Source organism: Kitasatospora sp. MAA4 (assembly GCF_029893355.1).
In the GTDB taxonomy this organism is placed as follows: Bacteria; Actinomycetota; Actinomycetes; order Streptomycetales; family Streptomycetaceae; genus Kitasatospora.
Genome location: NZ_JARZAI010000011.1, coordinates 129,225 through 155,218 on the forward strand (window position 1 = coordinate 129,225; position 25,994 = coordinate 155,218).

Here is a 25,994-nt window from a genome sequence, read left to right on the forward strand (position 1 = left end):
GGGGTGGCGATGTACTCCGTCGAACAACTGGCCGGACAGCTGCGTGCGTTGGGTCTGTCCGAGGACACCGGGATCGTCCAGGTGCATGCCTCGCTGCGTGCGGTCGGCCCGGTGGCGGGCGGCTCCGCCGGCGTGCTGGCCGCACTGCGGGCCGCGCTGGGACCGCAGGGAACCGTCACGGCCTTCGCCGCGACACCGGAGAACTCGGAGACCTCCCGGCTGGACGCGGACGTGACCCGGGGCCTCGACGAGGCCGAACTGGACGCCTACCGCAGGGCGATGCCGGTCTTCGACCCGCTGACCACCCCCTGTTCGCCGACCATGGGCCGACTCTCGGAGGAGATCCGCACGACGCCGGGGGCACAGCGCAGCAGCCACCCGCAGACCTCGTTCGCGGCGGTCGGGCCGATGAGTGCCGCACTCCTGGCCGACCATCCGCTCGACTGCCACCTAGGGGAGTGCTCGCCGGTCGGGCGGCTCTACAAGGAGGGGGCCTGGGTGCTGATGCTCGGTGCACCGCTGACCCGCTGCACCGTCTTCCAGCTCGCCGACTACCGCACGCCGGGGGCGCGTACGAAGAGTTACGGCTGCAAACTGCGTGGTGCGGACGGCGCGCCCGCCTGGGTGCGCTTCGAGGCACTGCACCTGGACGACCGGCACTTCCCGCAGATGCTGGAGACCACCCGTGCGAAGCTCACCGAGGCCCGGGAGGGCCGGGTCGGGGACGCCGACTGCGTGTTGCTGCCGGTCGTCCAGGCGGTGGACACGGCGGCGCAGTGGCTGGATCGCCACCCGGAGGTCTTCGAGGCTTGACCTGATGGCGCCAAAGGGCTGACACCCGACCGGTGGGTGACGCATGATCAGGGGGTGGGACTGGTCCGGGTCAGGGGGAGGCGTGTGTGAACAACGCTGCGGGCGGACAGAAGGCCTCGGCGAAGCCGCACTTCTTTCTGAGTTACGCGCACATGCCGGCGGTCGGTTCGCGCAATCCCAACCTGCGGGTGGCCCGGTTCTACCAGGACCTCTGCGAGGCGGTCCTCCAGCTGACACCACTGCCCACCGCCGATCCGGTGGGGTTCATGGACGAGACCATGCACCAGGGCGACAACTGGGCGGCGATGATCTCCGACGCGCTCGCCACCTGCCGGGTGTTCGTACCGCTCTACCACCCGCGGCTGTTCCGCAGCGTCCCGTGCGGCCAGGAGTGGTACACCTTCGCGCAGCGCTCGACCGGTGCGCCCGGCGGGCCGGCGCTCAACTCGGCGATCGTCCCGGTGCTCTGGGTCGGGATGCGGGAGGAGACGCTGCCGGCGGTGGCGGGCGCTGTGCAGTTCAAGCACTCCAGCTTCCCGCAGGAGTACGTCGAGGACGGGCTGTACGCCCTGATGGCGCAGCGCCATCATCGGGAGAAGTACGAACAGGTGGTCTACAAGCTGGCCCGCCGGATCGTCGAGGTGGCCCTGGAGACCGTCGTTCCGGTGGTGGAGCCGGTCGACTTCACCACCAACCCGTCGGCCTTCCCCGGTCAGTCGGCGGCCGACCAGCTCACCATCGCGGTGCTCTCCTTCAAGGACACCGAACTTCCCGCCAACCGTGACCCGGCGTACTACGGCGCGGGCCGCACCGACTGGCAGCCCTACCAGCGCGGGGCCGCCACGGCGCTTGCCGAGCAGGCCGCGCAGCTCGCCCGGCAGTGCGATCTCAACCCGACCATCCACGAGTTCGACGCGGCGGCCGGGCGGTTGATGGATCTGGACCGGCCCGGCGGTCCGGGCGTGGTGCTGGTGGACCGCTGGGTGCTGCACGACCCGGTCCGTCGCGAGCTGGTACGGGAGTTCGCGCGCCGCAACCCGTCCTGGGTGACGGTCGTGGAGCCGTGGAACCGGGACGATCCGCAGTGCGTGGCGGAGCACGCGGTGCTGGCCGCTCTCAGTGACGAGGTGCTGCGCCAGCGCGGCCGGGTCGCCAAGCCCTCCTTCCGGGCGCCGGTGGCGGACGACGGCGAGTGGGAGGGGATCCCCAGCGCGCGGGAGTTCGGCATGGCCTTCCAGCACGCCGCCGTCCGGGCGCAGAAGGCTTTCAAGGAACGCGGGCTGCCGCGGCCCTCCAGCAGTACCGGCAGGCCCCGCCCCACACTGCGGGATGCCTTCGGGCCGGTCATCCGACCGTCCCTGGGCAGGCCGTCGGAGACCGAGACCGACGAGGACGACAACGGAGGAAACCATGACGTCTGAACAGACACGCAACCTCCGGGTGAGCGGGCGGAGTTCGACATCGCCGCAGCGCGCACCGGGCGCCCCCGTCCCGGCCGAGGAGGACCGCCAGGGGCGGATCATCACCTTCTACTCCTACAAGGGCGGCACCGGGCGCACCATGGCCCTGGCCAACACCGCGTGGATCCTGGCCGCCAACGGGTTCCGGGTGCTCACCGTGGACTGGGACCTGGAGGCCCCCGGGCTCGCCAAGTTCTTCCACCCCTTCCTGGACGCAGCGGAGTTGGACGAGGCTCCCGGGGTGATGACCCTGATCAACGACTACCGCGAGGAGGCGCTGCGGGAGACCGAACTGCACGCCGACCCGCTCTCCGAGCCCGAGCGCTACCAGCAGGAGCTCCACGACATCGGCCACCACCCCGGCTGGCACCTGGACTTCGCCAAGGTCGCCGGGCACGCGCTGCCGCTCTCCTGGGGCGGCTTCCCGGCGGGTGGCAGCATCGACTTCCTGGCGGCCGGTCGACAGGACCGCGACTACTCCGGCACGCTCGGCAGCCTGGACTGGGACCTCTTCTACGAGCGCTTCGACGGCGGCCAGTTCTTCGACGCGCTGCGCGCCGACATGCGCAAGCGCTACGACTACGTGCTGATCGACAGCCGCACCGGTCTCTCGGACACCGCCGAGATCTGCACCGTGCAGATGCCGGACGACCTGGTGGTCTGCTTCACCCTGAGCGACCAGAGCATCGACGGCGCATCGAGGATCGCCCAGCACATCGCGGACCGCTACCGGGACCGCGGCATCCGGATCCTGCCGGTCCCGATGCGGATCGACGACTTCGAGAAGGACAAGGCGGACGCCGGGCGCTCGCTCGCCCGGGTGCGCTTCGACGGGCTGCCCTCCGGCCTCACGGACGAGGAACTGGTCCACTACTGGGGCTCGGTGGAGATCCCGTACCGGCCGTTCTACGCCTACGAGGAGATCCTGGCCACCTTCGGGGACAAGCCGGGCACGCCGACCACGATGCTCTCCGCCTGCGAGCGGCTCACCGACATGGTCACCCAAGGACGGGTCTCCTCGCTGCCGCTGATGGACGAGGAGGTGCGGCTGCGCTACATCGAGGCGTTCACCCGGCGTCGGCCCGCGGTGCTCGCCGACATCTACCTCAGCTACGTGCCCGAGGACCGGATGTGGGCGGACTGGATCGAGCACGTGCTGACCGCCGCCGGCTTCCGGGTGCTGCCCCGCGACGTCGGGGCCGGTTCCGACACCCGCGCCGAGACCGAGCGATCGGTGGACGCGGCGTTCCGCACCGTGGCGGTGCTCTCGCCCGCCTACCTGCGCTCGCCGCAGGCCCGGGCGCTCTGGGAGTCGGTGGTCGGCTCGGACCCCTCCGGCACCCGGCGGCAGTTGATCCCGGTCCGGGTCGGCTCCACCTCGCTGAGCGCGCCGTTCAGCAGCCGCAACCCGGTGGACATGGTCAATCTCAAGGAGCCGCAGGCCCGTTCGGCGCTGGTGAAGGCGCTCGGGCGGGAGGAGGTGCCGATTCTCGACCCGACCAGCGGGCCGAGATTCCCCGGCACCCAGCCGGCGATCTGGAACGTCCCGCCGCGCAACAGCTTCTTCACCGGCCGGGCCGAAGTGCTGGAGCGACTGCGCAACCAGCTCGACGGCCGGACCACCGCCGTGCTGCCGGTGCCGCAGACGCTCTACGGGCTCGGTGGCGTCGGCAAGACCCAGGTGGCCCAGGAGTACGCGCACCGGTTCATGGCCGACTACGACCTGGTCTGGTGGATCTCGGCCGAGCAGGAGGAGGAGATCCAGGGTCAACTCGCCGAACTGGCCCGCAAGATGGGCAAGGCCACCAACGAGCCGGTGCAGCTGGCCGCGGACATCGCGCTGGAGGCGCTGCGCCGCGGGGACCGGGCCGAGCGCTGGCTGCTGATCTTCGACAACGCCGACGAGCCCTCGGAGATCCGGCGGTACTTCCCCGGCGGTTCCGGCCACATCCTGGTCACCTCGCGCAACCAGGCCTGGTCGACCCACGCCGACGCGCTCACCATGGACGTCTTCACCCGCGGCGAGAGCATCGACCACCTGACCCGGCGCACCGACGGCGCGCTCAACCGCATCGACGCCGAGGCGGTCGCCGAGGCGGTCGGTGACCTGCCGCTGGCCGTCGAGGTGGCCGGCGCCTGGCTGAAGGCCACCGGTACGCCGGTCGCCGAGTACATCTCCGCCCTGCAGACCGAGGCCGCCCGGGTGCTGGAGCTCGATCGCCCGGTCGGCTACCCGATGACGGTCGGCGCCACCTGGCGGGTCTCGATCGCCCGGCTGCGCGCGCAGTCCCCGGCCGCCGCCCGGATGCTGCAACTCTGCGCGTACTTCGCGCCGGAGCCGATCTCGATGAACCTCTTCTACAGCGACCAGATGATCCGGGCGCTGGTGCCCTACGACCCGGGCCTGAGCGACAAGTTCCTGCTCGGACGGGTGATCCAGGCGATCGGCCGGTACGCGCTGGCCAAGGTGGACGCCGGGGCCAACAGCATCCAGGTGCACCGGTTGGTCCAGGAGGTGATCCGCTCCGAGATGACCCCCGAGGAGCAGACCGACACCGTCCACGAGGTGCACCGGATCCTGATCGGTGCCCGGCCGGTGGTCGGGGACACCGACGACCCGGCCAACTGGCCGACCTTCGAGGAGATCTGGCCGCACCTCTCGCCCTCGCGCGCGCACGACTGCGACGAGTCCGACACCCGTCAGCTGATGATCGACCGGGTCCGCTACCTGTGGAAGCGCGGCGAGTTCGCGCAGGCCCGGCGGACCGGCCACCTGCTGGACGAGGCCTGGACGGCCAAGCTCGGCGAGGACGACCGGCAGACCCTGCTGCTGCGCTTCCAACTCGCCAACGTGATGCGCTCGCAGGGCCAGTACGCCGCCGCTCTGGAGCTGGACGAGAACACGCTGGAGCGGCAGAAGCGGGTGCTCGGCGACCAGCACCCGTACACGCTGATGACGGCGGGGTCACTCGCCGCCGACCTGCGGGCGCTCGGCGACTTCGACCGGGCGAGGTCGCTCGACCAGGAGACCCTGGAGCGGTTCCGCGAGCAGTTCGGTGAGGACAACCCGCGCACCCTGTCCTGCGCCAACAACCTGGCCATCGACTACCGGTTGGTCGGCGACAGCCGGGCCGCCCAGGAGCTGGACCAGGACACCCTGGACCGTCGCTCCCAGGTGCTCGGGCCCCGGCACCCGTACACCCTCTCCAGCAAGTCCAACCTGGCCCGGGACCTGCGCGAGTCGGGCGACTACGAAGGCTCGGTGACGATCCATCGGGAGGTCGCCGAAACCTTCGCCGAGGTGCTGGACATCGACGTGCCGGAGATCCTGCGCAACGCCAAGTCGCTGGCCGTCTCGCTGCGCAAGGCGGGCCGCCAGGCGGAGGCCCGTCGGCTCACCAAGGAGACCTACGAGCGCTACCTGGAGCGCTACGGGGAGAACGCCCCCGACACGCTCGCCTGCGCGCTCAACCTGGCCGCCGACTACAGCGCGGGCGGCGACAAGGACGCGGCCCGCGACCTGGCCCGCCAGGTCTACGTGGGACACCAGCAACTCTTCGGTGAGCAGCACCCGTTCACCCTGGCCTGCGCGAACAACCTGGCGATCTACCTGCGCGGCAGCGGCAGTGTGCAGGAGGCGGTCGAGCTGGGTCTGGAGACGGTCGGCACACTGCGCCGGGTGCTGGGCCCCGACCACCCGTTCACCCTGAACAGCATGATCAACCTGGCCAACGCGCACGGCGACCTCGGCCACTTCGCGGAGGCGGAGGAGCTGGAGCAGGCCGCCTACCGCGGGCTCTGCGACCGCTACAGCCCCCGTCACCCCGACGCGGTCGCCTGTCAGGCCAACCTCGCCATCACCCTGCGCGGGGCCGGTCGCGCCAACCAGGCCGCCGAACTGCGCTCCCGCGCGGTGGCCGAGTTGATCCGCCAGCTGGGGGAGGAGCACCCCAACACGATCTCCGCCCGCGGGTGGAAGCGGATCAACCGGGACCTGGAACCGCAGCCGGTGTAACGGTCTATCCCGCCGCCCACTTGAGGGCGGCGGTCAGCACCCGCAGGGAGCCGAAGTGGGCGGCGCCGGGCTCCAGGAAGAGCGTGGCGTCGGGGATGTGGGCGGCGAGCCAGCGGGAGTGGCCGACCGGGGACCACATGTCGTCGGCGCCGTGCCAGAGCCAGGTGGGCGCGGCGACGTCCTGCACCTTGAAGCCCCAGTCGGTGGTGAAGGCGAGGATGTCGTCGATCCAGCCGTCGGCGTTCTGCCGGAACGCCTCGCGGTAGTTGCTCTGCAGCATCCGGCGGATCCCCGCGTCGGAGACCACCAGCCGGTCGGTGCTGGAGAGTTCGCTGCGCAGGCCGGCCAGCAGGGCGGCCGGGTCGTCCATGATCCGGCGGGCCCGCAGCTGGATGGTGGCGGCGATCCGCTGGTGGTCGCGTTCGGCGGCCCGGTAGTCGCGGATGTTGGACGGCGTCATCCCGGCGTACCAGTCGAGGTCCTCGGCGTCCCAGGGGGCGAGGCTGACCAGGGCGGCCACCCGGTGCACCCGCTCGGGGAGCAGCGCGCCGCAGGCCAGCGCGTGCGGGCCGCCGCCGGAGCGGGCCACCACGGCGAACCGGCCGAGCCCCAGCTCGTCGGCGATGGTCTGTACGTCGATGGCGGCCGCGGCGACCTGGCGGCCCCGCAACCGGTCCGAACTCCCGTAGCCGGGGCGGTCGAAGGCGATCAGCCGGACCCCGAGGTTGTAGAGCACCGTGCTGCGCGGGGTCGGGCCGAGCCGACTGCCGGGCATGCCGTGCAGCAGGAACACCGGTCTGCCGGCTGGATTGCCGAAGGTCTGTACCGCGAGAGTGCGGCCGTCGGCGGTCTTGACCAGTTGCGGCTGCACGCCGGGGACCTCCAGAGCTCGGGGTTGCGGGGACGGTTCAGTGGTCGTGGCCGCGGACCTCGCGGCGGGCCTGCCAGGTGGTGTGCTCGCGGGAGACCGCGTCCTCGGCGTCCCGGGCCAGCCGGGCCCAGAGCTCCTCGGCGTCCTCGCCGGCCACGTCGAGCTGGGTCAACTGGGCACGCACCAGTTCGAGTTCGTCGGCCGCGAGCCGGTAGGCGACGGCCAGCGGCCGGTACTGGCGCAGCTGCGACCAGGCGCTGATCGAGGCGGCGACGGCCGAGACGGTGCCGAGCGCGTCGTAACTGAACCAGCCGAGCGCGCGCAGCACCGCGAGCACCAGGCCGAGCAGCGGCAGCACGATGCCGAGCAGACCGGTCAGCCGGCCGGCGTGCTCGCAGTACCGGGCCTTGGACTGGTACCAGTCGTGCTGGACCTGGACGCGCTCGCGCAGGTAGACGTCGCGCCGCACGGCGAGCGGCTGGTCGCGCAGGCTGCGCATCCCCGGGGTGACCTCGGTCTGCGTCGCCTCCTCCTCCGGCACCGCCCGGCTGTGCTGGAACCCGCGCAGGATGCCGCGCAGTTGGAGCCCGTAGAGGCCCTCGGCGTCCGGCAGGGTGGTCGGCGGTGGCTGATAGGCGTCGGCCCGGACGGCGAACTTCCACGCCAGCGTCTTCACCGACTCGGCGGCGGCCCGCCCCTCGTACCAGAGGCCCTGCGGGTTCTGCCGGCTGACCACGACGGCCAGGGCGACGGTGGCCAGGTAGGCCGCCGCGGCCGCCCAGGCGTAGGGCATGCCGTCCGCCGAGCCGGCCGCCGCGGCCGCGGTGAGCAGCAGCAGCTCCCAGCGGGCCAGCGCGACCGAGCGCTGCTGGCCCTGTAGGGAGGCCGCGTCGGCGGCCCGGAAGACCGCGGGCATCAGCTCGGCCTCGCGGACGAAGCCCGTGGATCGTGCGCCCGCTGCCATCCGGTCCCCCCGTTGCGCGTCGGATGTCTCGACGCAGACGTACTGCCCTCGGCGGAGGACGGGTACGCCTGGCGCCCGGCCAGTATGGGTGCTCACCGGCCGCGCGCACAGACCTGTACGCGCCGTTTCGCGCGGTCCGCAGGCTCAGAACGTGTAGAAGATCCGGTTCGCGTTGTCGGCCATCAGCTTGGCGTTCCAGTCCGTGCCGCCGTCGACGTTGCCGGAGCGGAACAGGGGTGGAGCGCCGCCCTCACCGGCCAGGGCCCGCTCGGCCAGCGTGCCGACCGCCGAGGCGACCACGGCCTGCATCAGGGCGCTGGTGACGATGGTGGAGACCGGGCCGAAGGACGTCTCGGCGCCGGGGTGGCTCAGCTCCCCGTCCCCGACCGCGACCTTGCTGTCGAGCACCACGTCGCAGTGGTCCTTGAGGAAGGTCCCGGACGGGTGCTGGGAGGTGACCTGGCCGGGGTAGGCGAGCGAGGTCACGCCGACGACGTGCAGGCCGCGGGAGCGGGCGTGCGCGGCCAGCTCGACCGGCATGGTCTGGCGACCGGACAGCGAGATCAGGAAGAGCAGGTCGCCGGAGCGGGCCGGGGTGAGGTCCAGGGTGGCGGTGGCCAGGCCGGAGACCCGTTCCAGCGCACTGCCCAGCGGCGCGGGCATCACGTTGACGCCGGTCATCCCGGGGACGTTCAGCAGGTTGATCGGGACCAGGCCGCCCGCCCGGTACACCACGTCCTGGGCGGCGAGTGAGGAGTGCCCGGCACCGAAGGCGAAGATCCGGCGCCCTTCGGCGACCGCGTCGGCCAGCAGGCGGGCGGCCCGCTCGATGTTCCCGGCCTCCTCGGTGCGGACCCTCTGGAGGTGGGACACCGCGGCGTCGAAGTACTGTTCGACGAGGTCACTCATGAGGAACTTCCCTACCGCCAGTGGAGAAAGCTACGGCGAGCACCGTGGAGCCTGGAGCGTCCCGCTGTCAACAGGGACGAAACAGACCGGGAACAAGCTCGCAGGGCTTCTGTTGTCAGTGCGGTACGTCAGAATTGGCGGTGAGGACACCGAGGAACGGAGCCAGCGGCGATGTCTGGGCTGATCGACACGACTGAGATGTACCTTCGCACCATTCTGGAGCTGGAGGAAGAGGGCATCAACCCGATGCGCGCCCGGATCGCCGAGCGCCTGGAGCAGAGCGGCCCGACGGTCAGCCAGACCGTCGGCCGGATGGAGCGCGACGGCCTGCTCCAGGTCGCGGGGGACCGGCACCTGGAGCTCACCGAGGAGGGTCGGCGGCTGGCCGTGCGGGTGATGCGCAAGCACCGCATCGCCGAATGCCTGCTGGTGGACGTGATCGGCCTGGAGTGGGAGCAGGTGCACGAGGAGGCCTGCCGCTGGGAGCACGTGATGAGCGAGACGGTGGAGAAGAAGGTGCTGGCGATGCTCGGGCACCCCACCCAGTCGCCCTACGGCAACCCGATCCCCGGTCTCGACGAGCTCGGCGACACCAAGGCCGAGGGCGAGGGCTTCGACTCCGCGCTGGTGACCCTGGACGCGCTGCAGCCCGGCGGCGAGGGTGCCGACGTGGTGGTGCGCCGGATCGGCGAGCCGATCCAGACGGACGAGGCGCTGATGCTGCGGCTGCGGCAGGCCGGGATCCGTCCGGGAGCCACCGTCCGGGTCTCGCCGGCGATCGGCGGTGTGCTGGTGGGCAGCGGCGAGAGCGCGGCGGAGCTGGGCAAGGACATCGCGGTGCACGTCTTCGTCGCGCAGTGCTGATCAGCTGATACGGGTACAGGCATGGCAGCGGGGCCCGGCACGTCCCCACGTGCCGGGCCCCGCGTTCCTCACCCCGCCCCCGTTCCCTCCCGTCCCCCCGCATCCCCTCCGTGCCACGCCCGGCTTCCCCGTCCTGGCGTCCCCTCCGGCTCCCCCGGCCCTGATCCCCCGGTCCCCGAGTCGCTTCCGGCTGCCCCTTTCGTCTGCTTTTGCGCCGTCCCCTCTCGGAGGAATTCATCCCCTCGGCCGATCATGGCAATCCTTGAGCCCTGTCACTCGTACGAGGGGCTTTCCCGGCCGTTCGCCGGGTAGACCGGTGTCTTATCCGGAAGTGTTCCCTCCGGGTGGACCGAAGCCGGACGTGCCGAAGGTGGACCTGGCTGGTGACCAGGTCCACCTTCGGGGAGCGGGGGCGCGGGAGATGACGCCGGGTCAGCGCACCACGGCCGGCTGGGACGGTCGGGCGACCCGGGAGGCGGGCGCCTCCCGCCCGCAGGCGTAGGCCAGCGGGTGGATCAGCTCGGCGGTGTCCGGCAGCCAGCGGTTGAGCTCGGACGGCGCCAGCGCCCACTGCGCGAAGCTGTACGGGCCGACCCGGGAGGGCGGCGCGACGATCCAGTCGCCCTCGCCACGGGCCACCAGGTCCAGCCGGCCCGGACCCCAGCCGAGCCCGCGCAGCATGTCCGGCAGCTTGGCGAGCACGCCCGGCAGCACCAGGAACAGCAGCCGCCGCCCGGTCTGGCCGTGCGGGCCCGCCTGCCCGGGCGGCGTCGGGGCCGCGACCACCGGGCCGAGCTGCAGGCCCATCCGCTCCATCCGGGCCAGGGCGAGGCAGCCGGCCACCTCGGGCACGTCCAGGACGTCGAACGAGCGTCCGGTCGGCAGCAGGATCGAGGCCTGCGGGTTCTCGGTCCACCAGCGGCGGACCACGCCCGGGCCCGCGCTGGCCCGTCGCCGCCAGTCCTCGGTGGTGGGGTGCGCGCCGGGCAGGGGGCAGCTCGGGTCGCCGCACGAGCAGCGCAGCGGGCCGTCGTCGTCGATCAGCCAGCTGCCGGGCACGACCTCCCAGTGCCGCTCCTCCGCGTATCTGACCGCCTCGGTCAGGAGCTGGGGGATCGGTTTGCCGTCACTGCCCTGTGCCGGGGCTCCGGGGGTCTCTTCCACGTGCTGCTCAACTACCGGCCGTGGGACGGGTTACGGGCGGGCCTGCGGCGGTCTGTCCCGAGCGCGGAATGTCACCCGAACCGGTGAGCGGCGCCCGGGTCGGGAACTCCGCGGGGGGATGGCGCAGCATGGCGCGGCGGCTGGCGTGGGAATGGCGCGCAACCTGGCGTACGCCCGGTGTTCCGGCGGTGTCGGGGTGGCGTTCGGCAGCTCGCGGACGGCGGGCGCAACGGGGGCGCACGGAAGCATTTTTGAGGGCGCGCATGGGGAACGGGTCGTCCGCATGGGTATCCCGATGGTGTTGTTGATCGCTAACCTGGCCTCAAGTTCCTGCACTGGCCGGGTAGTCGGCGCGCCGCGAGTCTGCCGGACAACGGACTTCGGACGACAGGCGGTCGGCACCAGAGCAGCAGAATCGACGCCCGACGGCCGGCAGCCGGCGGGCGCTGGGGAGGCGAAGCCCATGGCCGCGAGACCACTCGTCGCACGACAGCCCAACGAGCGTCTGCAGTCGCTGATCCAGGAGGCGAGCTGCTCCAACGCGGGACTCGCCCGCCGGGTCAACCTCTGCGGAGCCGAACACGGGCTCGACCTGCGCTATGACAAGACCTCGGTCGCGCGCTGGCTGCGCGGCCAGCAACCGCGCGGCCAGGCGCCGTCGGTGATCGCCGAGGCGCTCGGCCGCAAGCTCGGCCGGGGCGTGACGGTCGACGAGATCGGCATGGCCGACGGCAAGAACCTCACCTCGGGCGTCGGACTCCAGTTCGCCGCCACGCTGAGCGGAGCGCTCGAACAGGTCTGCGAGCTCTGGCGCAGCGACGTCAGCCGCCGCGACTTCCTGAACGGCGCCACGGTGGCGGCCTCCGCGCTGGTGGAGCCCAGCCGGGACTGGCTGATCACCCCGCCCGACCCGGTGGTGGCCCGCACCGGCGGCCCGCGGGTGGGCCTGTCGGACGTCGCGGCGATCCGGGCGACCACCGAGATGCTGGTCGACCTCGACCACCGGTTCGGCAGCGGGCACGTCCGCCCGGTGGTGGTGCACTACCTGAACAGCGTGGTCTCTGGGCTGCTCAGCGGCGGCTACCGGGAGGAGACCGGGCGTCAGCTGTTCGCGGCGGTGGCCCGGTTGACCGAGCTGGCCGGCTACATGGCGGTGGACACCGGGCAGCCCGGCCTCGCCCAGCGCTACTACATCCAGGCGCTGCGCCTCGCCCAGGCGGCCGACGACCGCGGCTACGGCGGGTACGTGCTGGCGGCCTCGATGAGCCACCTGGCGGCCACCCTCGGCAACCCGCGCGAGATCGCCCAACTCGCCCGCGCCGCCCAGGAGGGCGCCCGCTCGGTGGCCACCCCGACGGCGATGGCGATGTTCTACGCCGCCGAGGCGCGCGGTCACGCGCTGCTCGGCGACGCGCGCTCCTGCGAGCTGGTCGCGGCGCGGGCCATGGAGGCGATGGAGCAGCGCAAGCCCGAGGACGACCCGGACTGGATCGTGCACTTCGACGAGGCCTATCTGGCCGACGAGTTGGCGCACTGCTACCGCGACCTCGAACAGGGCAGGCAGGCCGAGCGGCAGGCCCGGATCGCCCTGGACCTGCACCCGGTGACCCGGGTCCGGCGCCGGGCGGTGGACCTGGTGCTGCTCGCCACCGCGCAGTTGCAGCAGCGCGAGATCGAGCGGGCCTGCGAGACGGGGGCGCAGGCGGTCCGGCTGCTGAACGGGCTGCGCTCGAACCGCGGGGTGGAGTACCTGGACGAGTTCCGGCGCCGGCTGGAGCCCTACCGGGACCACCGGGTGGTCCGCGAGTTCCAGCAGCGGGCGGACGCGGAGGCGGCGTAAGCGGCCAACTACTGCACGAGCGGCTACTGAGCGTGGGCTGGTGGTCCCACGGGTCGCGGAGGTTGACTGCTTGTCGACCACTGCGACCAGGGGAACACCCGCCCGCGTAGTCACCCGTATCGGTGAACCGGTAGCGTGGGCCGGACGTTCCGAAGAAACCAGCAGCAGTGGTCCGCCGTCACAGCGAGCGCGCGGAAGAACCGAGGAAGGCCCGGGTGCGGATACCGGAGAGACAGGGCAGGCGGCGCAATGCCGCTCAGTCGTCCCTGGCTGTCCTGGTGTGCCCGCGGCCGTGCACAGGTGAGGAATCGCGTTGAGCCAGCGCCGCTCGTATCCCAATTCCGGTGACTTCAACCTGGACGATCTGTTCCGGCCGGAACCGGCGTCGGGAGAGCCCCAGACCCCGACCCCGCCGCCGTTCGCCCCGCCGGGCGCTGCGGGGGCGCCCGAGTACTACAGCCAGGGGGCGGGCGTCCCAGGCGCCCAGCCCGGGGCCGGCGCGCCGTGGGGCGAGCAGCCCGCGGCGTACGGCGGCGGCGCGGGGGCCGTCCCCGAGCCTGCGCCGGAGACCCAGTACCTGCCGCCGTACCCGACCAGCGATCCCGGCACCCATGGTGGCGGGCAGCCCTTCGGTGAGCCGCAGCAGTCCCAGCAGCCGTCGTACGGCGGGCAGCAGTCCTTCGGCGGCCAGTCCTTCGGGGGCCAGCAGTCCTACGACTCGCAGCCGTCCTACGGCGGCCAGCAGGGCTTCGGCGAGCAGCCGCCGCCGGCACCCCCGCAGCAGCCCCAGCAGCCCACGTACGGGGGCCAGCAGTCCCCGTACGGGCAGCAGCCGTCCTACGGCGGCCAGCAGCCCTTCGTCGACCAGACCGCGCAGCTGGGCCGGTTCCCGCGCCAGGGCGCCGAGGCCGAGCGCGGACGTCCCTCCCGCAAGGTGGTCATCGGCGCGGTGGTGGCGGCCTGCGCGCTCGGCGGCATCCTGGTCGGCGTGCTGGCCAGCGGCGGCGGCAGCAGCAGTGCCGCGACCGGCCCGGCCGCCGGCAGCAGCCCGAAGACGAGCGCGAGCAAGGCGTCCGGCTCGGGCAGCCCCTCCGCGCTGACCCCGGCGGCAACCGCCCAGGCGCAGGCGCTCTCCACGCTGCTCGGCACGGCCAACGCCAGCCGGCAGGCGGTGATCGGGGCGGTCGCGTCGATCAAGACCTGCGACAAGCTGCCGGACGATCAGACGGCGCTCACTCAGGCCGCCGCCCAGCGCCGCCAGTTGCTGGCGAGCCTGGCCACCCTCAAGGTGGACAAGCTGCCGACCGGTCAGCAGCTGGTCGACCAGTTGAACCAGGCCTGGCAGGCCTCGGCGAGCGCGGACGACGCGTACGCCGCCTGGGCCGGCGACCTGGTGGCGGCCTGCGACCCGACCAAGCCGCAGGACGACCCCCACCGCACGGCGGGTGACCAGGCGAGCGGCACGGCGAGCACCGCGAAGAAGCAGGCCTCCACGCTCTGGAACGCGATCGCGAGCCAGGCCGGCCTGCAGTCGCTGGGCGACACCCAGCTGTAGCAACACCCAGCTGTAGCGACACCCAGCTGTAGAGCCTCGAACACGACAGCGCGCCGCCTCCCGAAGAGGCGGCGCGCTGTCGTTGTGAGGGCTGCTACGAGCCGGCCGGGGGCTTGCCGCCGGTCAGCACCCAGCGGACGTCCACGAAGCCCGGCTGCTGCGCGACCAGCCGGCCGCCCTGCACCTGCTGGAAGGTGACCGAGGTGTTCACCATCCGCGGCGCACTGGGGCTCGCCAGCATGTTGGTGAGTCCCCAGGCCAGCGGCGGGGTGGCGCCGCCGGTGGTGAACTGGTCGCCGCTGTCCAGCTCGCCGCGCAGCGCCTTCGCCGTCACCGGCTTGCCGGCCAGCTTGTCGACCGCCTGCTGGAAGACCTGGTAGGCGACCCAGGTGGTCTGCACGCCCGGGTCCGCGTCGTCGATCTGGGCCTCCCCGATCGCGTACTTCTGCAGCGTGGTCCGCAGCGTGTCCCAGGTGTGGGCCGCCTCCGGCGGGTACCAGCCGGTCACGTAGGCGCCGCCGAGCGGGCCGCCGTCGCCGCCGGTGGTGTCCACCACCGACTGCTGGACGCTGCCGATCACCGAGGCCAGCCGGGTGTCGGTGTGCGGCATCCGGCGCAGCGAGTCCAGCAGCGTCTGGGTGGGCACCGGGCTGAGCGCGGCGGTGACGCAGTTGCCGGCCTGGTCGCCGCCGATCGCCTTGCCGGCCGTCCCGGTGTAGTCGGTGGACTTCTCCTGGGCCGGGACGTCCAGCAGCTTGACGCCGGCCGGCTTGAGCGCGCCGGCGAGCTCGCCGACCAGGCCGTCCCCGGCGGGGGTGTCGGGGCGGATCAGCGAGACGGTACGGCAGCCCGCCGCGACCAGCTGAAGCCCGCTGCCCGCGACCAGGGCGGGCAGGCCGCCGTCCACGGGGTAGGAGACCGGGCTGGTGAACTCGGGGGCGGAGAGGCCGTAGCCGCCGAGGTAGGGGATGCCGGCGCTCTCCAGCGCGGGCATGAAGTTGTCGCCGTACTGGCTGTAGGAGCCGATCACCGCGACCACGTTGGCGTCCACTGCCTCCTTGGCGCACTCCGTGGCGCCGTCGGCGGTGTTGTGCTCGTTGCAGGTCAGGACCCGGATCCTGTGGCCGTCCAGGCCGCCCTGGTCGTCGATGCCGCGGCCGATCGCCTGGGCCAGCGCGGTCATGCCGGGGCGGTCGGCCGCACCGGTGTCGGACGGGGACCAGGTCATCACCGTGAGCTCCCCCTGCCCGCTGGCGGCGTCCGCCGGGCCGCCGCAGGCGGAGGTCGCCAGTAACGCCGGAAGCAGCACGGCTGCGGCGCCGAGCGCCGTGGCTGTGCGGTGATGGTGGCGCGGTTTGAGCGTCATCTCGGCCTTCCCTCCCCGGCTGCGCTCCCCGGTGGCGCCAGCCAAGACTCCAGCCTTGACGCGGTGCGGCAAGGCTGGAGGGCCGTCAGGCGAACGGCGGACCAACGGGTCGGGAACTCCAGGTGTGGACGCGTGTAGAGCCGTGTGTAGAACGCACACGCGACGGGAACGTACGATCCTTTGCCATGGCGTTCAGCACAGAATCCTCGGACAGGTCTGCTCGAAACCCTTCTCGTACGGGGCGCCGCTCCAGCACGATGGGCGGCATGCCGCTCAACGATCTGCCCTGGTGGCGCTGGCGCGCCCGGTTGCGCTCAGCCCTGCACATGCTCGCCGACCCGGTCTTCCAGCACGACTACTGGGTGGCCGGCCGGGACGGCTACGGTGACGTCACCGACGCGGTCTACCGGCTCGTCGAGGACAGCTGGCTGGACCGCTGGTCGGCCGAGAAGTACATCGGCACGGTCGTCCGGGACGCGGCCGAGGCCGCGCTGGTCGACGCGGCGGTGCTGCGGGTGCTGCGGATCCTGCACGAGGTGGGGGCGGACGCACCGGCGGCCACCTATCTCGCGCACCCCGACTGGCCCGATGCGGTCCGCGCCGCCGCCGACGCGCACCACCTGCTGGCGGTCAACGACGGCGAGGACCCGCAGGCCCCGCCGCGCTCGCTGGAGGTGCTGCGGATCCTCACCCAGATCGTCTGAGCGGCGGGGTGTCCGGGGGTTGACATCGCGGTGAAGGCGGGGTCCGCCTTGTGGCAGGCTTGGCCAATGTCAATGCAGCAGACCCCGGTGGAGCCCACCCAGTACGTGCTGACCCTGTCCTGCCCGGACAAGCAGGGGATCGTCCACGCGGTCTCCAGCTATCTCTTCATGACCGGCTGCAACATCATCGACAGCCAGCAGTTCGGCGACCGCGACAGTGACAGCGGCCTGTTCTTCATGCGGGTGCACTTCTCGGCCGAGCAGCCGGTCAGCATCGACAAGCTGCGGGCCAGCTTCGCCGCCATCGGGGCCTCGTTCCGGATGGAGTGGGCGATCCACCCCAGCGCGGAGCGGATGCGGGTGGTGCTGATGGTCAGCAAGTTCGGGCACTGCCTGAACGACCTGCTGTTCCGCACCCGGATCGGCGCGCTGCCGGTGGAGATCGCGGCGGTGGTCTCCAACCACGACGACTTCGCCGAACTCACCGAGTCCTACGGCGTCCCGTTCGTGCACCTGCCGGTCACCCGGGAGACCAAGGCGCAGGCCGAGCAGCAGCTGCTCGACCTGGTCGAGGCGGAGCGGGTGGAGCTGGTGGTGCTGGCGCGCTACATGCAGGTGCTCTCGGACACCCTGTGCAAGGCGCTGTCCGGCCGGGTGATCAACATCCACCACTCGTTCCTGCCGAGCTTCAAGGGCGCCAAGCCGTACCACCAGGCGCACGCCCGGGGCGTGAAGCTGATCGGCGCGACCGCGCACTACGTCACGGCGGACCTGGACGAGGGGCCGATCATCGAGCAGGAGGTCGCCCGGGTGACGCACGACGTGTCGCCGGACCAGCTGGTCGCGCTGGGCCGGGACGTCGAGTGCCAGGCGCTCGCCCGTGCGGTGAAGTGGCACAGCGAGCACCGGGTGCTGCTGAACGGGACGCGCACCGTCGTCTTCACGTAGAGCTCTACGGCCGCGACAGCAGCGGCACCGCCGTGAGCACCTCGCGGATGGCGGCCCGGTCGCCGTACTCGCCGACCGGGAGCCGGTCCGGATCGCGGTGGGCGGCCGCGAGCTGGCAGAACTCGATGCCGTCCATCACCAGTTCGGCGACGGGCTCGGCGTCCGGTTCGGGCTCCGGGTGGCGTTCGGCGTCCAGCGGGATCAGCCACTCGCCGGCCGCCGGACCCTCGATCACCAGCTTCAGCAGCCGGGCCGCCGGTCGCGGTCGGCCCGCGGTGCCGGCGTACGCGGCCGTCCGCAGCCCGGCCAGGACGGTCGGCAGCATCCGGGCGGCCAGGTCCACCATCTGCCTCAGGTGCTGCGGGGCGGGACCGGCGTACGGGTAGTCGACGGCCCGCGCGACGTCCTCGCCGTGGATCCAGCACTCGAAGGCGCGGTCGACGAAGGCGTCCCGGACCGGCAGCTCGGCGCCGGGGCCGTAGCGCACCAGGCCCGCGCTGTCCGGCTGCACGGTGCGGATGACCGCCAGGCTCTGCTGGCGCCAGAGCGTGCGGACGGTGTCGGGGCTCAGGCCGGCGCGGGAGTCGGCCAGCCGGTCGCTGCGCTCCACCAGGTGGCCCCAGGGCTCGTACGAGGACCGGGCCTGCGCGGGCACCCGGGCGAGTATCTCCGTCGCACTCGGCTCGACCGGGTCGGGCAGGCCGAGCGTGGCGGCCAGCAGGCCGTCCACTGCCGCCAGATGGCAGACCACCTCGGCCGGGTTGCGCCGCAGCACCCCGCCGTGCCACGGCAGTTCGACCGTCTCCTGCCACTCGGACCGGCCCAGGTCGCGCAGCAGGGCGTCCAGCTTGGCCGTCTCGGCGGCGTACGGTCCGACCCATGGCGCCAGCGGAAGTTCGGGTGCCCGGCGGGACAGGCAGAAGTCCAGGACCTGCTGGCGCAGTCCGTCCGGGCGGTCCAGCGGATCGTCGGGGGCGAGCCGCCCGGCGGCGTGCCGCAGCCGGGCGCCCTCCTCGGCGCAGTCGGGGCACGCGTCGAAGTGGCGTTCCAGCTCGGCCGCTTCGTCGGTGGGGCAGGCCCGCAGGGCCCAGGCGCCGAGCAGGCCGCGCAGTGCCTCGTGTTCCAGCTCCGTCATCACGAGCCGAACTCCAGTTCCGATGCCAGCAGTTGCAGGCCGAGCCGGAGCCGCTGCTTGGCGACCTGCTCGCTGATGCCCAACTGACGGGCGGTCTCCTGATACGTCCGACCGTCGGACCAGGCGGTTTCGATGGTCTGCCGCAGGGTGGGCGGCAGTGCGGCGACCACGTACTGCACCTGGGCGGCGGCCACCCGGTCGCTGATCTCCTCGGCGTCCAGGGCAGTGCGGCGCAGCCGTTGGACGGCACGCTGGTGGGTGAGTTCGCCGATCCAGGAGCGCAGCGAGCGCTCGGCCGGGTCGAACTCCTCCGGATGCGCCCAGAGATGGCCGAAGACCTCCCGGGTGAGCTGGGCCGCCGCCGTCTCGTCCGCCAGGATGCGGCCGGCCAGGCCGTGCACCAGCGGGGACAGTTGGTCGTACAGCTCGCCGAGGGCGGACTCCTCACCCCGGGCCAGCCGGGAGCGCATCTGCTGGTCCCAGTCGGGGGCGGTCATGGCTCCACGGTATAGCGGGGCGCCGCGGCTCGGAGGCGATTCATACGAAGAGCGGTCAAGGCCGTTCGAGCGCAGTGGACATATGTCGTACGGGTGGTTCGTCGCGTGGCCGCCCGCGTGTGGCAGGCCGGGAGCGGTACTTTCGTCACGCCCGTGCGAAGCTCGCCGAGGTGAGCAGGACAGTATGCACCGGCTTGTCCTCCGATCGCTGGAATATGCCCGAAGCACGTGCCGCACTGGTCCCCCCGGATCATCCTGGGCCGTATTGGTGCCGAAGCCATGACAGTCCGACCGGTAGATCGTCTCGCGGGTGGTGGAGCGGTGCAGGTGCTTCAGGTACAGCTGGCAGTGTCGGCCGATCCCGCCGAGGTCGGCCGGGCCCGACGATGGGTGAGAACGAGGCTGCTCGCCTGCGGACTCGACGCGAACGCGCCGTTCGCCGAGACGCTGGTGCTGGTGGTCTCCGAGCTGGTGACCAACGCGGTGGTGCACACAGGCTGCCCCGCCGTGCTGCGGCTGGTCTGGCCGGAGGGCCCCGGGCCGCTGCGGGTCGAGGTGGCGGACGCGAGCTGCGCCGCCCCGGCGCCGCGCCGCGCGAGCGGTGAGGCCGTCAACGGCCGCGGCCTGGAGCTGGTCGAGCTGCTCTGCGAGCGCTGGGGCTGGTATCCGGACGGCTCGGGCAAGCGGGTCTGGTGCGAGCTGGACTGCGGCGAGCCCGGCGCGCCGGCCTGCGACCGCGGGGTGCTGACGGCCTGAGCCTCGACCGGGCGTGGTGGCCGGTCCGAGCCGGTACCCGGCCGAAACCGAGTGCAACCATTCCGAATTTCGGACAAACCATTGACGTGTCGTAGGCAGCTGATCACTCTTGGGTGCAGCTCTCCGACGCGAGGGGACGCCAAGGAACTGACGGCCAGGGGGACCGGAGCCCGCTCCGGTCGCGCCGCAGCGGCCTTGGCGAGTGCGGAGCGCCGCAGGACGGGTCAGGGCCCGTACCTGGCGGCCACGCCGGTCCGTGCCCGGCGTGGCCGCTGTCCACACCGGGCGACGCACCGTCAGCTCGCGACCGTGCGGAAGGTGCGGCGGTAGGTGCTCGGCGGCACGTCCAGTCGGCCGCGCAGCTGGGCGCGCAGCGAGGCCGCCGTCCCGAAGCCCGACTGCCGGGCCACCTGGTCGATGCTCAGGTCGGTCAGCTCCAGCAGCTCCCGGGCCCGCGCGGTCCGCTGCACCGTCAGCCACTGGCCCGGGCTGCTGCCGGTCTCCTCGCGGAACCGCCGGGTGAAGGTCCGCACGCTCATCCCCGCGCGGTCCGCCAACTCGCGCAGCACCAGCGGTTCGGCCAGGTGCTCCAGCGCCCAGGACCGGGTGGGCGCGGTACTGCCGGTCCCCGCGCCCGCCGCGGGGACGTGCAGGTCCACGTACTGGCGCTGGCCGCCCTCGCGCCACGGCGGCACGATGCAGGTCCGGGCCACCTGGTTGGCCACCGCGCCGCCGTGGTCGCGGCGGACCAGATGCAGGCAGAGGTCGACCCCGGCGGCCACCCCGCCCGAGGTCAGCAGGTCGCCGTCGTCGGTGTAGAGGACGTCGGGGGCGAGCTGCACCTGCGGGAAGAGCGCGGCGAACCGGTCGGTGTACCGCCAGTGGGTGGTGGCCGGACGGCCGTCCAACAGGCCGGCCGCGGCCAGGACGAAGGCGCCGGTGCAGATCGAGACCACCCGGGCGCCGGGCCGGATCCGGGCCAGGGCCGCCGCCATCTCCGGCGTCAACCGGCCCTCCAGGTACGGCAGTCCGAGATCGCGGGCGGCGGGCACCACCACGGTGTCGGCCCGTTCGAGGAGTTCGGGGCCGTGGTCGACGGCGATCCGGAAGTCGCTGCTGCTGGCCACCGGCCGGCCGTCCACGGTGCAGGTTTCGACCCGGTAGAGCGGGTTGCCGTCCGGCCCGATGGCCGACTCGAAGATCCGCGAGGGGATACCCAGTTCGAACGCGATCACCCGGTCGAGCGCGAGTACCGCGACGCGATGCACTGCCGTCATGGCCACAGTGTGACCCAGAACCCGAGGACCCGTGGCCGGATCCTTGCGGAAAGTGGCAGTCAGGCCACTCGTCCGGTCAGCGGCGGCCCGCGAGACTCGCTCAGGTGACCGAACTGAGCACCGCCCCCGGCCCACCTGACCAGCTCCCGAGCAGACCGCCGCGCCTGCACTACGCCTGGGTGGTGGCGGGCGTCGCGCTGATCGTCCTGGTCGGTTCGGCCGGCTTCCGGTCCGCCCCGAGCCTGATGATGGACGCCTGGAACAGCCAGTTCGGCTGGTCCCGCGCCACCATCTCCAGCGCCGTCTCGGTCAACCTCGTGCTGTACGGGCTGACCGCACCGTTCGCCGCCGCGCTGATGGACCGCTTCGGCGTCCGGTTGGTCACCGTCTGCGCGCTGCTGACCATCTCGATCGGCTCCGGGCTGACCATCCTGATGACCCAGAGCTGGCAACTGGTGCTCTGCTGGGGCGTCCTGGTGGGCCTGGGCAGCGGCTCGATGGCCGGGGCCTTCGCCAGCACCATCAGCGGCCGCTGGTTCCAGGCCCGCCAGGGGCTGGTGGTCGGCGTGCTGACGGCGGCCGGCGCGGCTGGCAACCTGGTCTTCATGCCGGTGCTCGCCTGGCTGGTGCAGGCGCAGGGCTGGAAGACCGCGGTGGTGGTGGTCTCGCTTTCGGCGACCGTGGTGTCCGTCCCGGTCCTGCTGCTGATGCGCGAGCGGCCGGCCGATCTGGGCCTGCTGCCGTACGGCGCCGGCCCGGACGACGTGGTGCCCGTCCGGCCGACCGGCGGCGCGCTGGCCCGCACCCTGCGGGTGCTGCGCACGGCCGCCCGGCACCGGGCGTTCTGGCTGCTCGCCGGGTCGTTCGCGATCTGCGGGGCGACCACCAACGGACTGGTCGGCACGCACTTCATCCCCGCCGCGCACGACCACGGCCTGCCGGAGACCACGGCGGCGAGCCTGCTCGCGCTGATCGGCCTCTTCGACGTGGTCGGCACGGTGGCCAGCGGCTGGTTCACCGACCGGTTGGACTCGCGCCGGCTGCTGATCATCTACTACACGCTGCGCGGGATCTCGCTGGTCTTCCTGCCGCACCTGTTCGCGGGCACGCTCAAGCCGCCGATCCTGGCCTTCGTGATCTTCTACGGTCTGGACTGGGTCGCCACCGTCCCGCCCACGGTCGCGCTCTGCCGCCGGCACTTCGGCGAGGACGCGCCGATCGTCTTCGGCTGGGTGCTGGCCTTCCACCAGATCGGTGCCGCGGTGGTCGCCACACTGGCGGGCCTGGTACGCGACAAGCTCGGCGACTACACCCTCGCCTGGTACGGCGCGGGCGGGCTGTGCGCGGTCGCGGTGCTGCTCTGCCTGGCGCTGCGCGGCGGGCGTCCCACCGCGGTCGCGGCCGCCTGACGGTGATGACCGAGAATGGCCCGATGAGCCTGCACTTCGCGCTGGACCCCGAGCTGACCGACGAACTGGGCGCGGAGATCCTGACGCTCTGGACCGACGCCAGCAACGCCGGCGGCAGCGTCGGGTTCGTCCCCCCGGTCACCGAGGACGACGTCCGCGCCACCGCCGACAAGCAGTTCGCGGGCGTCGGCACGGCCGCGGACCCCTGGGCCGACCGGCTGCTGGTCGCCCGGGAGGCGGCGACCGGACGACTGGCCGGGGTGCTGTTCTTCGAGTCCATGCGCTTCGGGCTGATGGATCACTGGCGGCTGCTCAAGCGGGTCATGGTGCACCCCGAGTTCCAGGGCCGCGGCTACGGCCTGCGGCTGATGGCGCAGGCCGAGCTGGTCGCCCGTGACTGGGGGCTGGCCGGGCTGCGGCTGACCGTCCGCGGCGGACAGGGCCTGGAGCGGTTCTACCAGCGCTGCGGCTACCGGGAGGTGGGCCGGGCGCCCGGCGCGATCCGGGTGGCGGCCGGGGACGACCGGGACGAGGTCACCTTCTGGCTGGAGCTGCGCCCGTAGGGCCTGTCCGGGCGCGTCGGCAGGCATGCTTCACTGGGAGGCCGGTCCGACCCCGTCCGGTCGGGCCGCCCGCTCCGCCGCCGTACCCGTGAAGAAGGAAGCCTTCCGTGAGCACGAAGTCGCACGCCACGCTCCGTTACACCTCCCTGCGGGCCAGCATCTTCCTCGCCTGCCTGCTGGTCGCCGCCCTGCTGGGGCACTTCGGGATCATCCCGGTGGCGGGTCCGGCCGGGATGGTCTTCCTGGTCCTGCTCGCGGGCCTGGTCTCGGCTCCGATCAGCTACGTGGTGCTGAGCAAGCAGCGCGACGAGATGTCGGAGCAGATCGTGGGCAAGGTGGCCGGCCTGCGCACCCGCACCAGCCAGCGGATCGCGGCGCAGAACGCCGAGGAGGACGCGGCCGACGACGCCGCGCGGGCGCAGTAGGCACGGGTCCGGCACCGAGGTGAACCAGGTGACCGCCGGCAAGCCGCGCCGGCCGACCGGGCGCGACGTGGCGCAGCTGGCCGGCGTCTCGCAGGCCACCGTCTCGCTGGTCTTCTCCGGCTCCGAGGCGGGCCACCGGGTGTCCGAGACGACCCGCCAGCGGGTGCTGGACGCCGCCCGCGGCCTCGGCTACCGGCCGCAGGCGGCCGGTCGGCAGCTGCGACTGGGCCGCAGCGGCATGGCGCTGCTGGCCGTGCCGAACCTGCAGGGCCCGTTCTTCGGACGGGTGCTGGCGGGCGTGCACGAGGAGGCGGCCCGACACGGGCTGGCCGTGGTGGTCAGCTCCGGCTGGAACGCCGCCACGCTGGCCGAGGCCGCCACCACCAGCCGCTTCGACGGACTGCTGATCTGCTCCCCGGACGACAGCCAGCTCGGCGAGCTGCCGCCCGGCACCCCGGCGGTGTTCCTGGACGCCGACCCGGCCACGGCCGGCGGCGCCCCCACCGTCGAACTCGACCTCGCGGGGGGCATGCGGGCGGTTGTCGCGCACCTGGTGGCGCTCGGCCACCGGCGGCTCGGCCGGCTGCGCTCGTCCCACGCCGCGTACACCTTCCGGGTCCGGCAGGCCGCCTTCGAGCAGGCCGCGCAGGGTCTGGAGGTGCTGGAACTCGGGGTCCAGCTGAACCAGGGGGCGGCGGCCGCCCGGCTCGCGGGGCTCGAGCTGCTGGACCGGCCCGACCGGCCGCGGGCGGTGGTCTGCGACGACGACGTGGTGGCCTCCGGCCTCTACCAGGCGGCGGCCGAGCTGCGGCTGCGGATCCCCGCGGACGTCTCGGTGGTCGGCATCGACAACGTCGCGGTGGCCGGGTTGCTCGCCCCGCCGCTGACGACGCTGGACCTGCCGGGCGAGCAGCTGGGCCGGGCCGGGATCGCGGCCCTGGCGGGGGTGCTGCGCGGCGAGCCGGTGAGTCCGGTCGAGCCGCTGGCCACCTCACTGATCGTCAGATCATCCACGACGGCCGCCTGATCGGCTGAGCTGCTCGTGTGAATTGTCGTTCGATCGGACCGCGCCGCCGTTCGTTCAGGCCGTTGCCAGTGCGGCGCTCTCGCCGCCGACCGGGGCCGCGCCGAACCAGCGGCGGGCGCCGAACAGCAGCAGGGCGCCCAGCGAGATCCCGCCGACCGAGCACCAGGCCACCGCCGTCAGCGAGTTCGCCACCAGCGAGCCGGAGACCGCGTAGCCCAGTGCGTTCCCGGTGGCGAAGAGGGTGACCAGCCAGGCGAACGCCTCGGTGACCGTCCCGGTCGGCGCCAGCTCGGCGACCAGCACGAACGCGGCCGCCAGCAGCGGCGCCAGGCCGATGCCCGAGAGCAGCGCCAGTGCGGTCATCGGCCCGGCGGCCGGGAGCAGCAGCAGCGGCAGGTAGGAGACGGCCATCGCGGCCGCCAGCACCCAGGTGCGGGTGGCGGTGCTGCTGCGCCACTGGACGGCACCGTAGGCGAGCGCTCCGAGCAGCCCGCCGAGGGCGGCCAGTGCGAGCAGGGTGCCTGCGCCGCCGAGGAGTTGGCCGTGGTGGCGCTCGGCGTAGGCGATGAAGAGGACGTTCTGCGCGCCGACCGTCCAGCCCGCGCCGGCCAGGCCGATCAGCAGCAGCACCAGGCCGGGGGAGCGCAGCGGCCCGAGCAGGCCGGCGCCGTGCTCGCGCGGCGGCGCCTGCCAGGCGCGGGCCGGTGCGGCGGTCGCCACCACCAGTGCGCCCAGCAGGCCGAGGCCGGCCGCCGTCCAGAGTGCGGCGATCGGGCTGAGCCAGCCGGCGATGCCGGCCACCGCGAGCGGTCCGGCGACGTAGAGGATCTGCTGGGAGGCCGAGTCGAAGGCGTAGGCGGTGTCGAGCTGCTCCTCCTCGACGACCACCGGCCAGAGCGCGCGCAGGCACGGCTCCAGCGGGGGCATCGCGAGACCGGCGATCGCGGCGCCGATCGGCGCGCCGACCGCGCTGCCGGGGTTCAGGGCGAGCAGCGCGTAGCCGAGGCCGGCCACCACCGCGGCGCAGAGCAGCACCCGAGGCTGGCCGGTGCGGTCCACGATCCGTCCGAGCGCCGGTCCGCCGATCGCGGCGGCGATCGCGTAGGCGGCGGTGGCCAGGCCGATCCTGCTGTACGGCGCGCCGGCCTCGCGCAGCGCGAGGGCGATGACCAGCGCGGTCATGCCGGCCGGGAGGCGGCCGAGCAGGGTCCCGAAGAGCAGCCGGGTGACGTGGGGGGCGCGGAGCAGGGCGAGGTAGCCCACGGGGTGTCTCCCGGGCGGCAGGGGTGGTGGACACCTATGAAGTTATACGTATAACCGATCGTCGGTCAATCTGGGATCGGCGGTAGCGGGGGGTCGTTCGTGGGCGCAACTCAAACAAGTACTTTGAACATCTCAAATCTTTACTGCTAACGTGACGCCCATGACCACC

22 protein-coding genes are annotated in these 25,994 nt (G+C 72.7%); 13 read left to right on the forward strand and 9 right to left on the reverse strand.

Going from position 1 to position 25,994, the window contains the following annotated elements; all coding sequences use genetic code 11:
• Nucleotides 1-9: 9 nt before the first annotated feature.
• From P3T37_RS16690 to fxsT, 3 genes are all read left to right on the forward strand, one after another.
• On the forward strand, nt 10-813 hold the full coding sequence (locus tag P3T37_RS16690) for an AAC(3) family N-acetyltransferase (RefSeq protein ID WP_280724448.1): 804 nt from the start codon (nt 10-12) through the stop codon (nt 811-813).
• A gap of 86 nt (nt 814-899) precedes the next feature.
• Nucleotides 900-2,234, forward strand: coding sequence for a TIR-like protein FxsC (locus P3T37_RS16695; RefSeq protein WP_280724449.1), 1,335 nt, complete (start codon nt 900-902; stop codon nt 2,232-2,234).
• Nucleotides 2,235-2,373: 139 nt separating this feature from the next.
• Complete coding sequence (gene fxsT / locus P3T37_RS16700) at nt 2,374-6,288, forward strand: FxSxx-COOH system tetratricopeptide repeat protein (RefSeq protein ID WP_348533247.1); 3,915 nt, start codon at nt 2,374-2,376, stop codon at nt 6,286-6,288.
• A gap of 4 nt (nt 6,289-6,292) precedes the next feature.
• Here the strand turns inward: fxsT and P3T37_RS16705 are convergent, their stop codons facing one another.
• From P3T37_RS16705 to P3T37_RS16715, 3 genes are all read right to left on the reverse strand, one after another.
• Nucleotides 6,293-7,159, reverse strand: a complete 867-nt coding sequence (locus tag P3T37_RS16705; RefSeq protein ID WP_280724451.1) for an alpha/beta fold hydrolase — start codon at nt 7,157-7,159, stop codon at nt 6,293-6,295.
• Between the two features lie 37 nt (nt 7,160-7,196).
• A complete protein-coding gene (locus P3T37_RS16710) occupies nt 7,197-8,123 on the reverse strand; it encodes a DUF4231 domain-containing protein (protein WP_280724452.1) in 927 nt (308 codons plus the stop codon).
• Nucleotides 8,124-8,267: 144 nt separating this feature from the next.
• Complete coding sequence (locus P3T37_RS16715; RefSeq protein WP_280724453.1) at nt 8,268-9,032, reverse strand: SIS domain-containing protein; 765 nt, start codon at nt 9,030-9,032, stop codon at nt 8,268-8,270.
• A 171-nt stretch (nt 9,033-9,203) separates the two neighbouring features.
• Between P3T37_RS16715 and P3T37_RS16720 the strand changes: the two genes are divergently transcribed.
• Complete coding sequence (locus tag P3T37_RS16720; RefSeq protein WP_280724454.1) at nt 9,204-9,896, forward strand: metal-dependent transcriptional regulator; 693 nt, start codon at nt 9,204-9,206, stop codon at nt 9,894-9,896.
• Between the two features lie 432 nt (nt 9,897-10,328).
• Here the strand turns inward: P3T37_RS16720 and P3T37_RS16725 are convergent, their stop codons facing one another.
• Entirely contained in the window at nt 10,329-11,060 is a 732-nt protein-coding gene (locus P3T37_RS16725) for a bifunctional DNA primase/polymerase (protein WP_280724455.1), read from the reverse strand.
• 463 nt (nt 11,061-11,523) lie between these two features.
• On the opposite strand from P3T37_RS16725, the gene P3T37_RS16730 reads away from it, so the two are divergent.
• Together P3T37_RS16730 and P3T37_RS16735 are read left to right on the forward strand one after the other, a co-directional pair.
• A complete protein-coding gene (locus P3T37_RS16730; RefSeq protein ID WP_280724456.1) occupies nt 11,524-12,900 on the forward strand; it encodes a transcriptional regulator in 1,377 nt (458 codons plus the stop codon).
• Nucleotides 12,901-13,213: 313 nt separating this feature from the next.
• Nucleotides 13,214-14,455 carry a hypothetical protein gene (locus tag P3T37_RS16735; RefSeq protein ID WP_280724457.1) on the forward strand — a complete coding sequence of 414 codons (1,242 nt, stop codon included), beginning with the start codon at nt 13,214-13,216 and terminating at the stop codon, nt 14,453-14,455.
• Nucleotides 14,456-14,549: 94 nt separating this feature from the next.
• On the opposite strand, the gene P3T37_RS16740 is transcribed toward P3T37_RS16735, so the two are convergent.
• Nucleotides 14,550-15,821, reverse strand: coding sequence for an ABC transporter substrate-binding protein (locus P3T37_RS16740; protein ID WP_280724458.1), 1,272 nt, complete (start codon nt 15,819-15,821; stop codon nt 14,550-14,552).
• Nucleotides 15,822-16,006: 185 nt separating this feature from the next.
• On the opposite strand from P3T37_RS16740, the gene P3T37_RS16745 reads away from it, so the two are divergent.
• Together P3T37_RS16745 and purU are read left to right on the forward strand one after the other, a co-directional pair.
• Nucleotides 16,007-16,525 carry a hypothetical protein gene (locus tag P3T37_RS16745; RefSeq protein WP_280724459.1) on the forward strand — a complete coding sequence of 173 codons (519 nt, stop codon included), beginning with the start codon at nt 16,007-16,009 and terminating at the stop codon, nt 16,523-16,525.
• A gap of 72 nt (nt 16,526-16,597) precedes the next feature.
• Entirely contained in the window at nt 16,598-17,473 is an 876-nt protein-coding gene (gene purU, locus P3T37_RS16750) for a formyltetrahydrofolate deformylase (protein WP_280724555.1), read from the forward strand.
• 4 nt (nt 17,474-17,477) lie between these two features.
• Here purU and P3T37_RS16755 read toward each other — a convergent pair whose 3' ends face one another.
• Nucleotides 17,478-18,608 (reverse strand): zf-HC2 domain-containing protein, encoded by a 1,131-nt coding sequence (locus P3T37_RS16755; RefSeq protein ID WP_280724460.1) that lies wholly within the window; start codon nt 18,606-18,608, stop codon nt 17,478-17,480.
• A complete protein-coding gene (locus P3T37_RS16760; protein WP_280724461.1) occupies nt 18,608-19,105 on the reverse strand; it encodes a sigma-70 family RNA polymerase sigma factor in 498 nt (165 codons plus the stop codon). Before P3T37_RS16760 ends, P3T37_RS16755 begins: the two co-directional genes overlap by 1 nt.
• 321 nt (nt 19,106-19,426) lie before the next feature.
• Between P3T37_RS16760 and P3T37_RS16765 the strand changes: the two genes are divergently transcribed.
• Nucleotides 19,427-19,861 (forward strand): ATP-binding protein, encoded by a 435-nt coding sequence (locus P3T37_RS16765; RefSeq protein WP_280724463.1) that lies wholly within the window; start codon nt 19,427-19,429, stop codon nt 19,859-19,861.
• Nucleotides 19,862-20,157: 296 nt separating this feature from the next.
• Here the strand turns inward: P3T37_RS16765 and P3T37_RS16770 are convergent, their stop codons facing one another.
• Nucleotides 20,158-21,138 carry a helix-turn-helix domain-containing protein gene (locus P3T37_RS16770; RefSeq protein WP_280724464.1) on the reverse strand — a complete coding sequence of 327 codons (981 nt, stop codon included), beginning with the start codon at nt 21,136-21,138 and terminating at the stop codon, nt 20,158-20,160.
• Nucleotides 21,139-21,242: 104 nt separating this feature from the next.
• On the opposite strand from P3T37_RS16770, the gene P3T37_RS16775 reads away from it, so the two are divergent.
• From P3T37_RS16775 to P3T37_RS16790, 4 genes are all read left to right on the forward strand, one after another.
• Entirely contained in the window at nt 21,243-22,547 is a 1,305-nt protein-coding gene (locus P3T37_RS16775) for an MFS transporter (protein WP_280724466.1), read from the forward strand.
• A 23-nt stretch (nt 22,548-22,570) separates the two neighbouring features.
• Complete coding sequence (locus P3T37_RS16780) at nt 22,571-23,110, forward strand: GNAT family N-acetyltransferase (protein ID WP_280724467.1); 540 nt, start codon at nt 22,571-22,573, stop codon at nt 23,108-23,110.
• Between the two features lie 107 nt (nt 23,111-23,217).
• Nucleotides 23,218-23,535 (forward strand): DUF4229 domain-containing protein, encoded by a 318-nt coding sequence (locus P3T37_RS16785; RefSeq protein ID WP_280724468.1) that lies wholly within the window; start codon nt 23,218-23,220, stop codon nt 23,533-23,535.
• Between the two features lie 28 nt (nt 23,536-23,563).
• Nucleotides 23,564-24,562: a LacI family DNA-binding transcriptional regulator gene (locus P3T37_RS16790; RefSeq protein ID WP_280724469.1), complete on the forward strand. Its 999-nt coding sequence runs from the start codon at nt 23,564-23,566 to the stop codon at nt 24,560-24,562.
• 54 nt (nt 24,563-24,616) lie between these two features.
• Here the strand turns inward: P3T37_RS16790 and P3T37_RS16795 are convergent, their stop codons facing one another.
• Nucleotides 24,617-25,825 carry an MFS transporter gene (locus P3T37_RS16795; RefSeq protein ID WP_280724470.1) on the reverse strand — a complete coding sequence of 403 codons (1,209 nt, stop codon included), beginning with the start codon at nt 25,823-25,825 and terminating at the stop codon, nt 24,617-24,619.
• Between the last annotated feature and the right edge of the window lie 169 nt (nt 25,826-25,994).

Excerpts from the sequence above, each read along its gene's own strand:
- P3T37_RS16770 (WP_280724464.1), bottom strand. The coding sequence starts at position 21,138 with ATGACGGCAGTGCATCGCGTCGCGGTACTCGCGCTCGACCGGGTGATC.
- P3T37_RS16710 (WP_280724452.1), bottom strand. The coding sequence starts at position 8,123 with ATGGCAGCGGGCGCACGATCCACGGGCTTCGTCCGCGAGGCCGAGCTG.
- purU (WP_280724555.1), top strand. The coding sequence starts at position 16,598 with ATGCAGCAGACCCCGGTGGAGCCCACCCAGTACGTGCTGACCCTGTCC.
- P3T37_RS16760 (WP_280724461.1), bottom strand. The coding sequence starts at position 19,105 with ATGACCGCCCCCGACTGGGACCAGCAGATGCGCTCCCGGCTGGCCCGG.
- P3T37_RS16755 (WP_280724460.1), bottom strand. The coding sequence starts at position 18,608 with ATGACGGAGCTGGAACACGAGGCACTGCGCGGCCTGCTCGGCGCCTGG.
- fxsT (WP_348533247.1), top strand. The coding sequence starts at position 2,374 with ATGGCCCTGGCCAACACCGCGTGGATCCTGGCCGCCAACGGGTTCCGG.
- P3T37_RS16715 (WP_280724453.1), bottom strand. The coding sequence starts at position 9,032 with ATGAGTGACCTCGTCGAACAGTACTTCGACGCCGCGGTGTCCCACCTC.
- P3T37_RS16780 (WP_280724467.1), top strand. The coding sequence starts at position 22,571 with ATGAGCCTGCACTTCGCGCTGGACCCCGAGCTGACCGACGAACTGGGC.
- P3T37_RS16690 (WP_280724448.1), top strand. The coding sequence starts at position 10 with ATGTACTCCGTCGAACAACTGGCCGGACAGCTGCGTGCGTTGGGTCTG.
- P3T37_RS16740 (WP_280724458.1), bottom strand. The coding sequence starts at position 15,821 with ATGACGCTCAAACCGCGCCACCATCACCGCACAGCCACGGCGCTCGGC.
- P3T37_RS16720 (WP_280724454.1), top strand. The coding sequence starts at position 9,204 with ATGTCTGGGCTGATCGACACGACTGAGATGTACCTTCGCACCATTCTG.
- P3T37_RS16745 (WP_280724459.1), top strand. The coding sequence starts at position 16,007 with ATGGCGTTCAGCACAGAATCCTCGGACAGGTCTGCTCGAAACCCTTCT.
- P3T37_RS16730 (WP_280724456.1), top strand. The coding sequence starts at position 11,524 with ATGGCCGCGAGACCACTCGTCGCACGACAGCCCAACGAGCGTCTGCAG.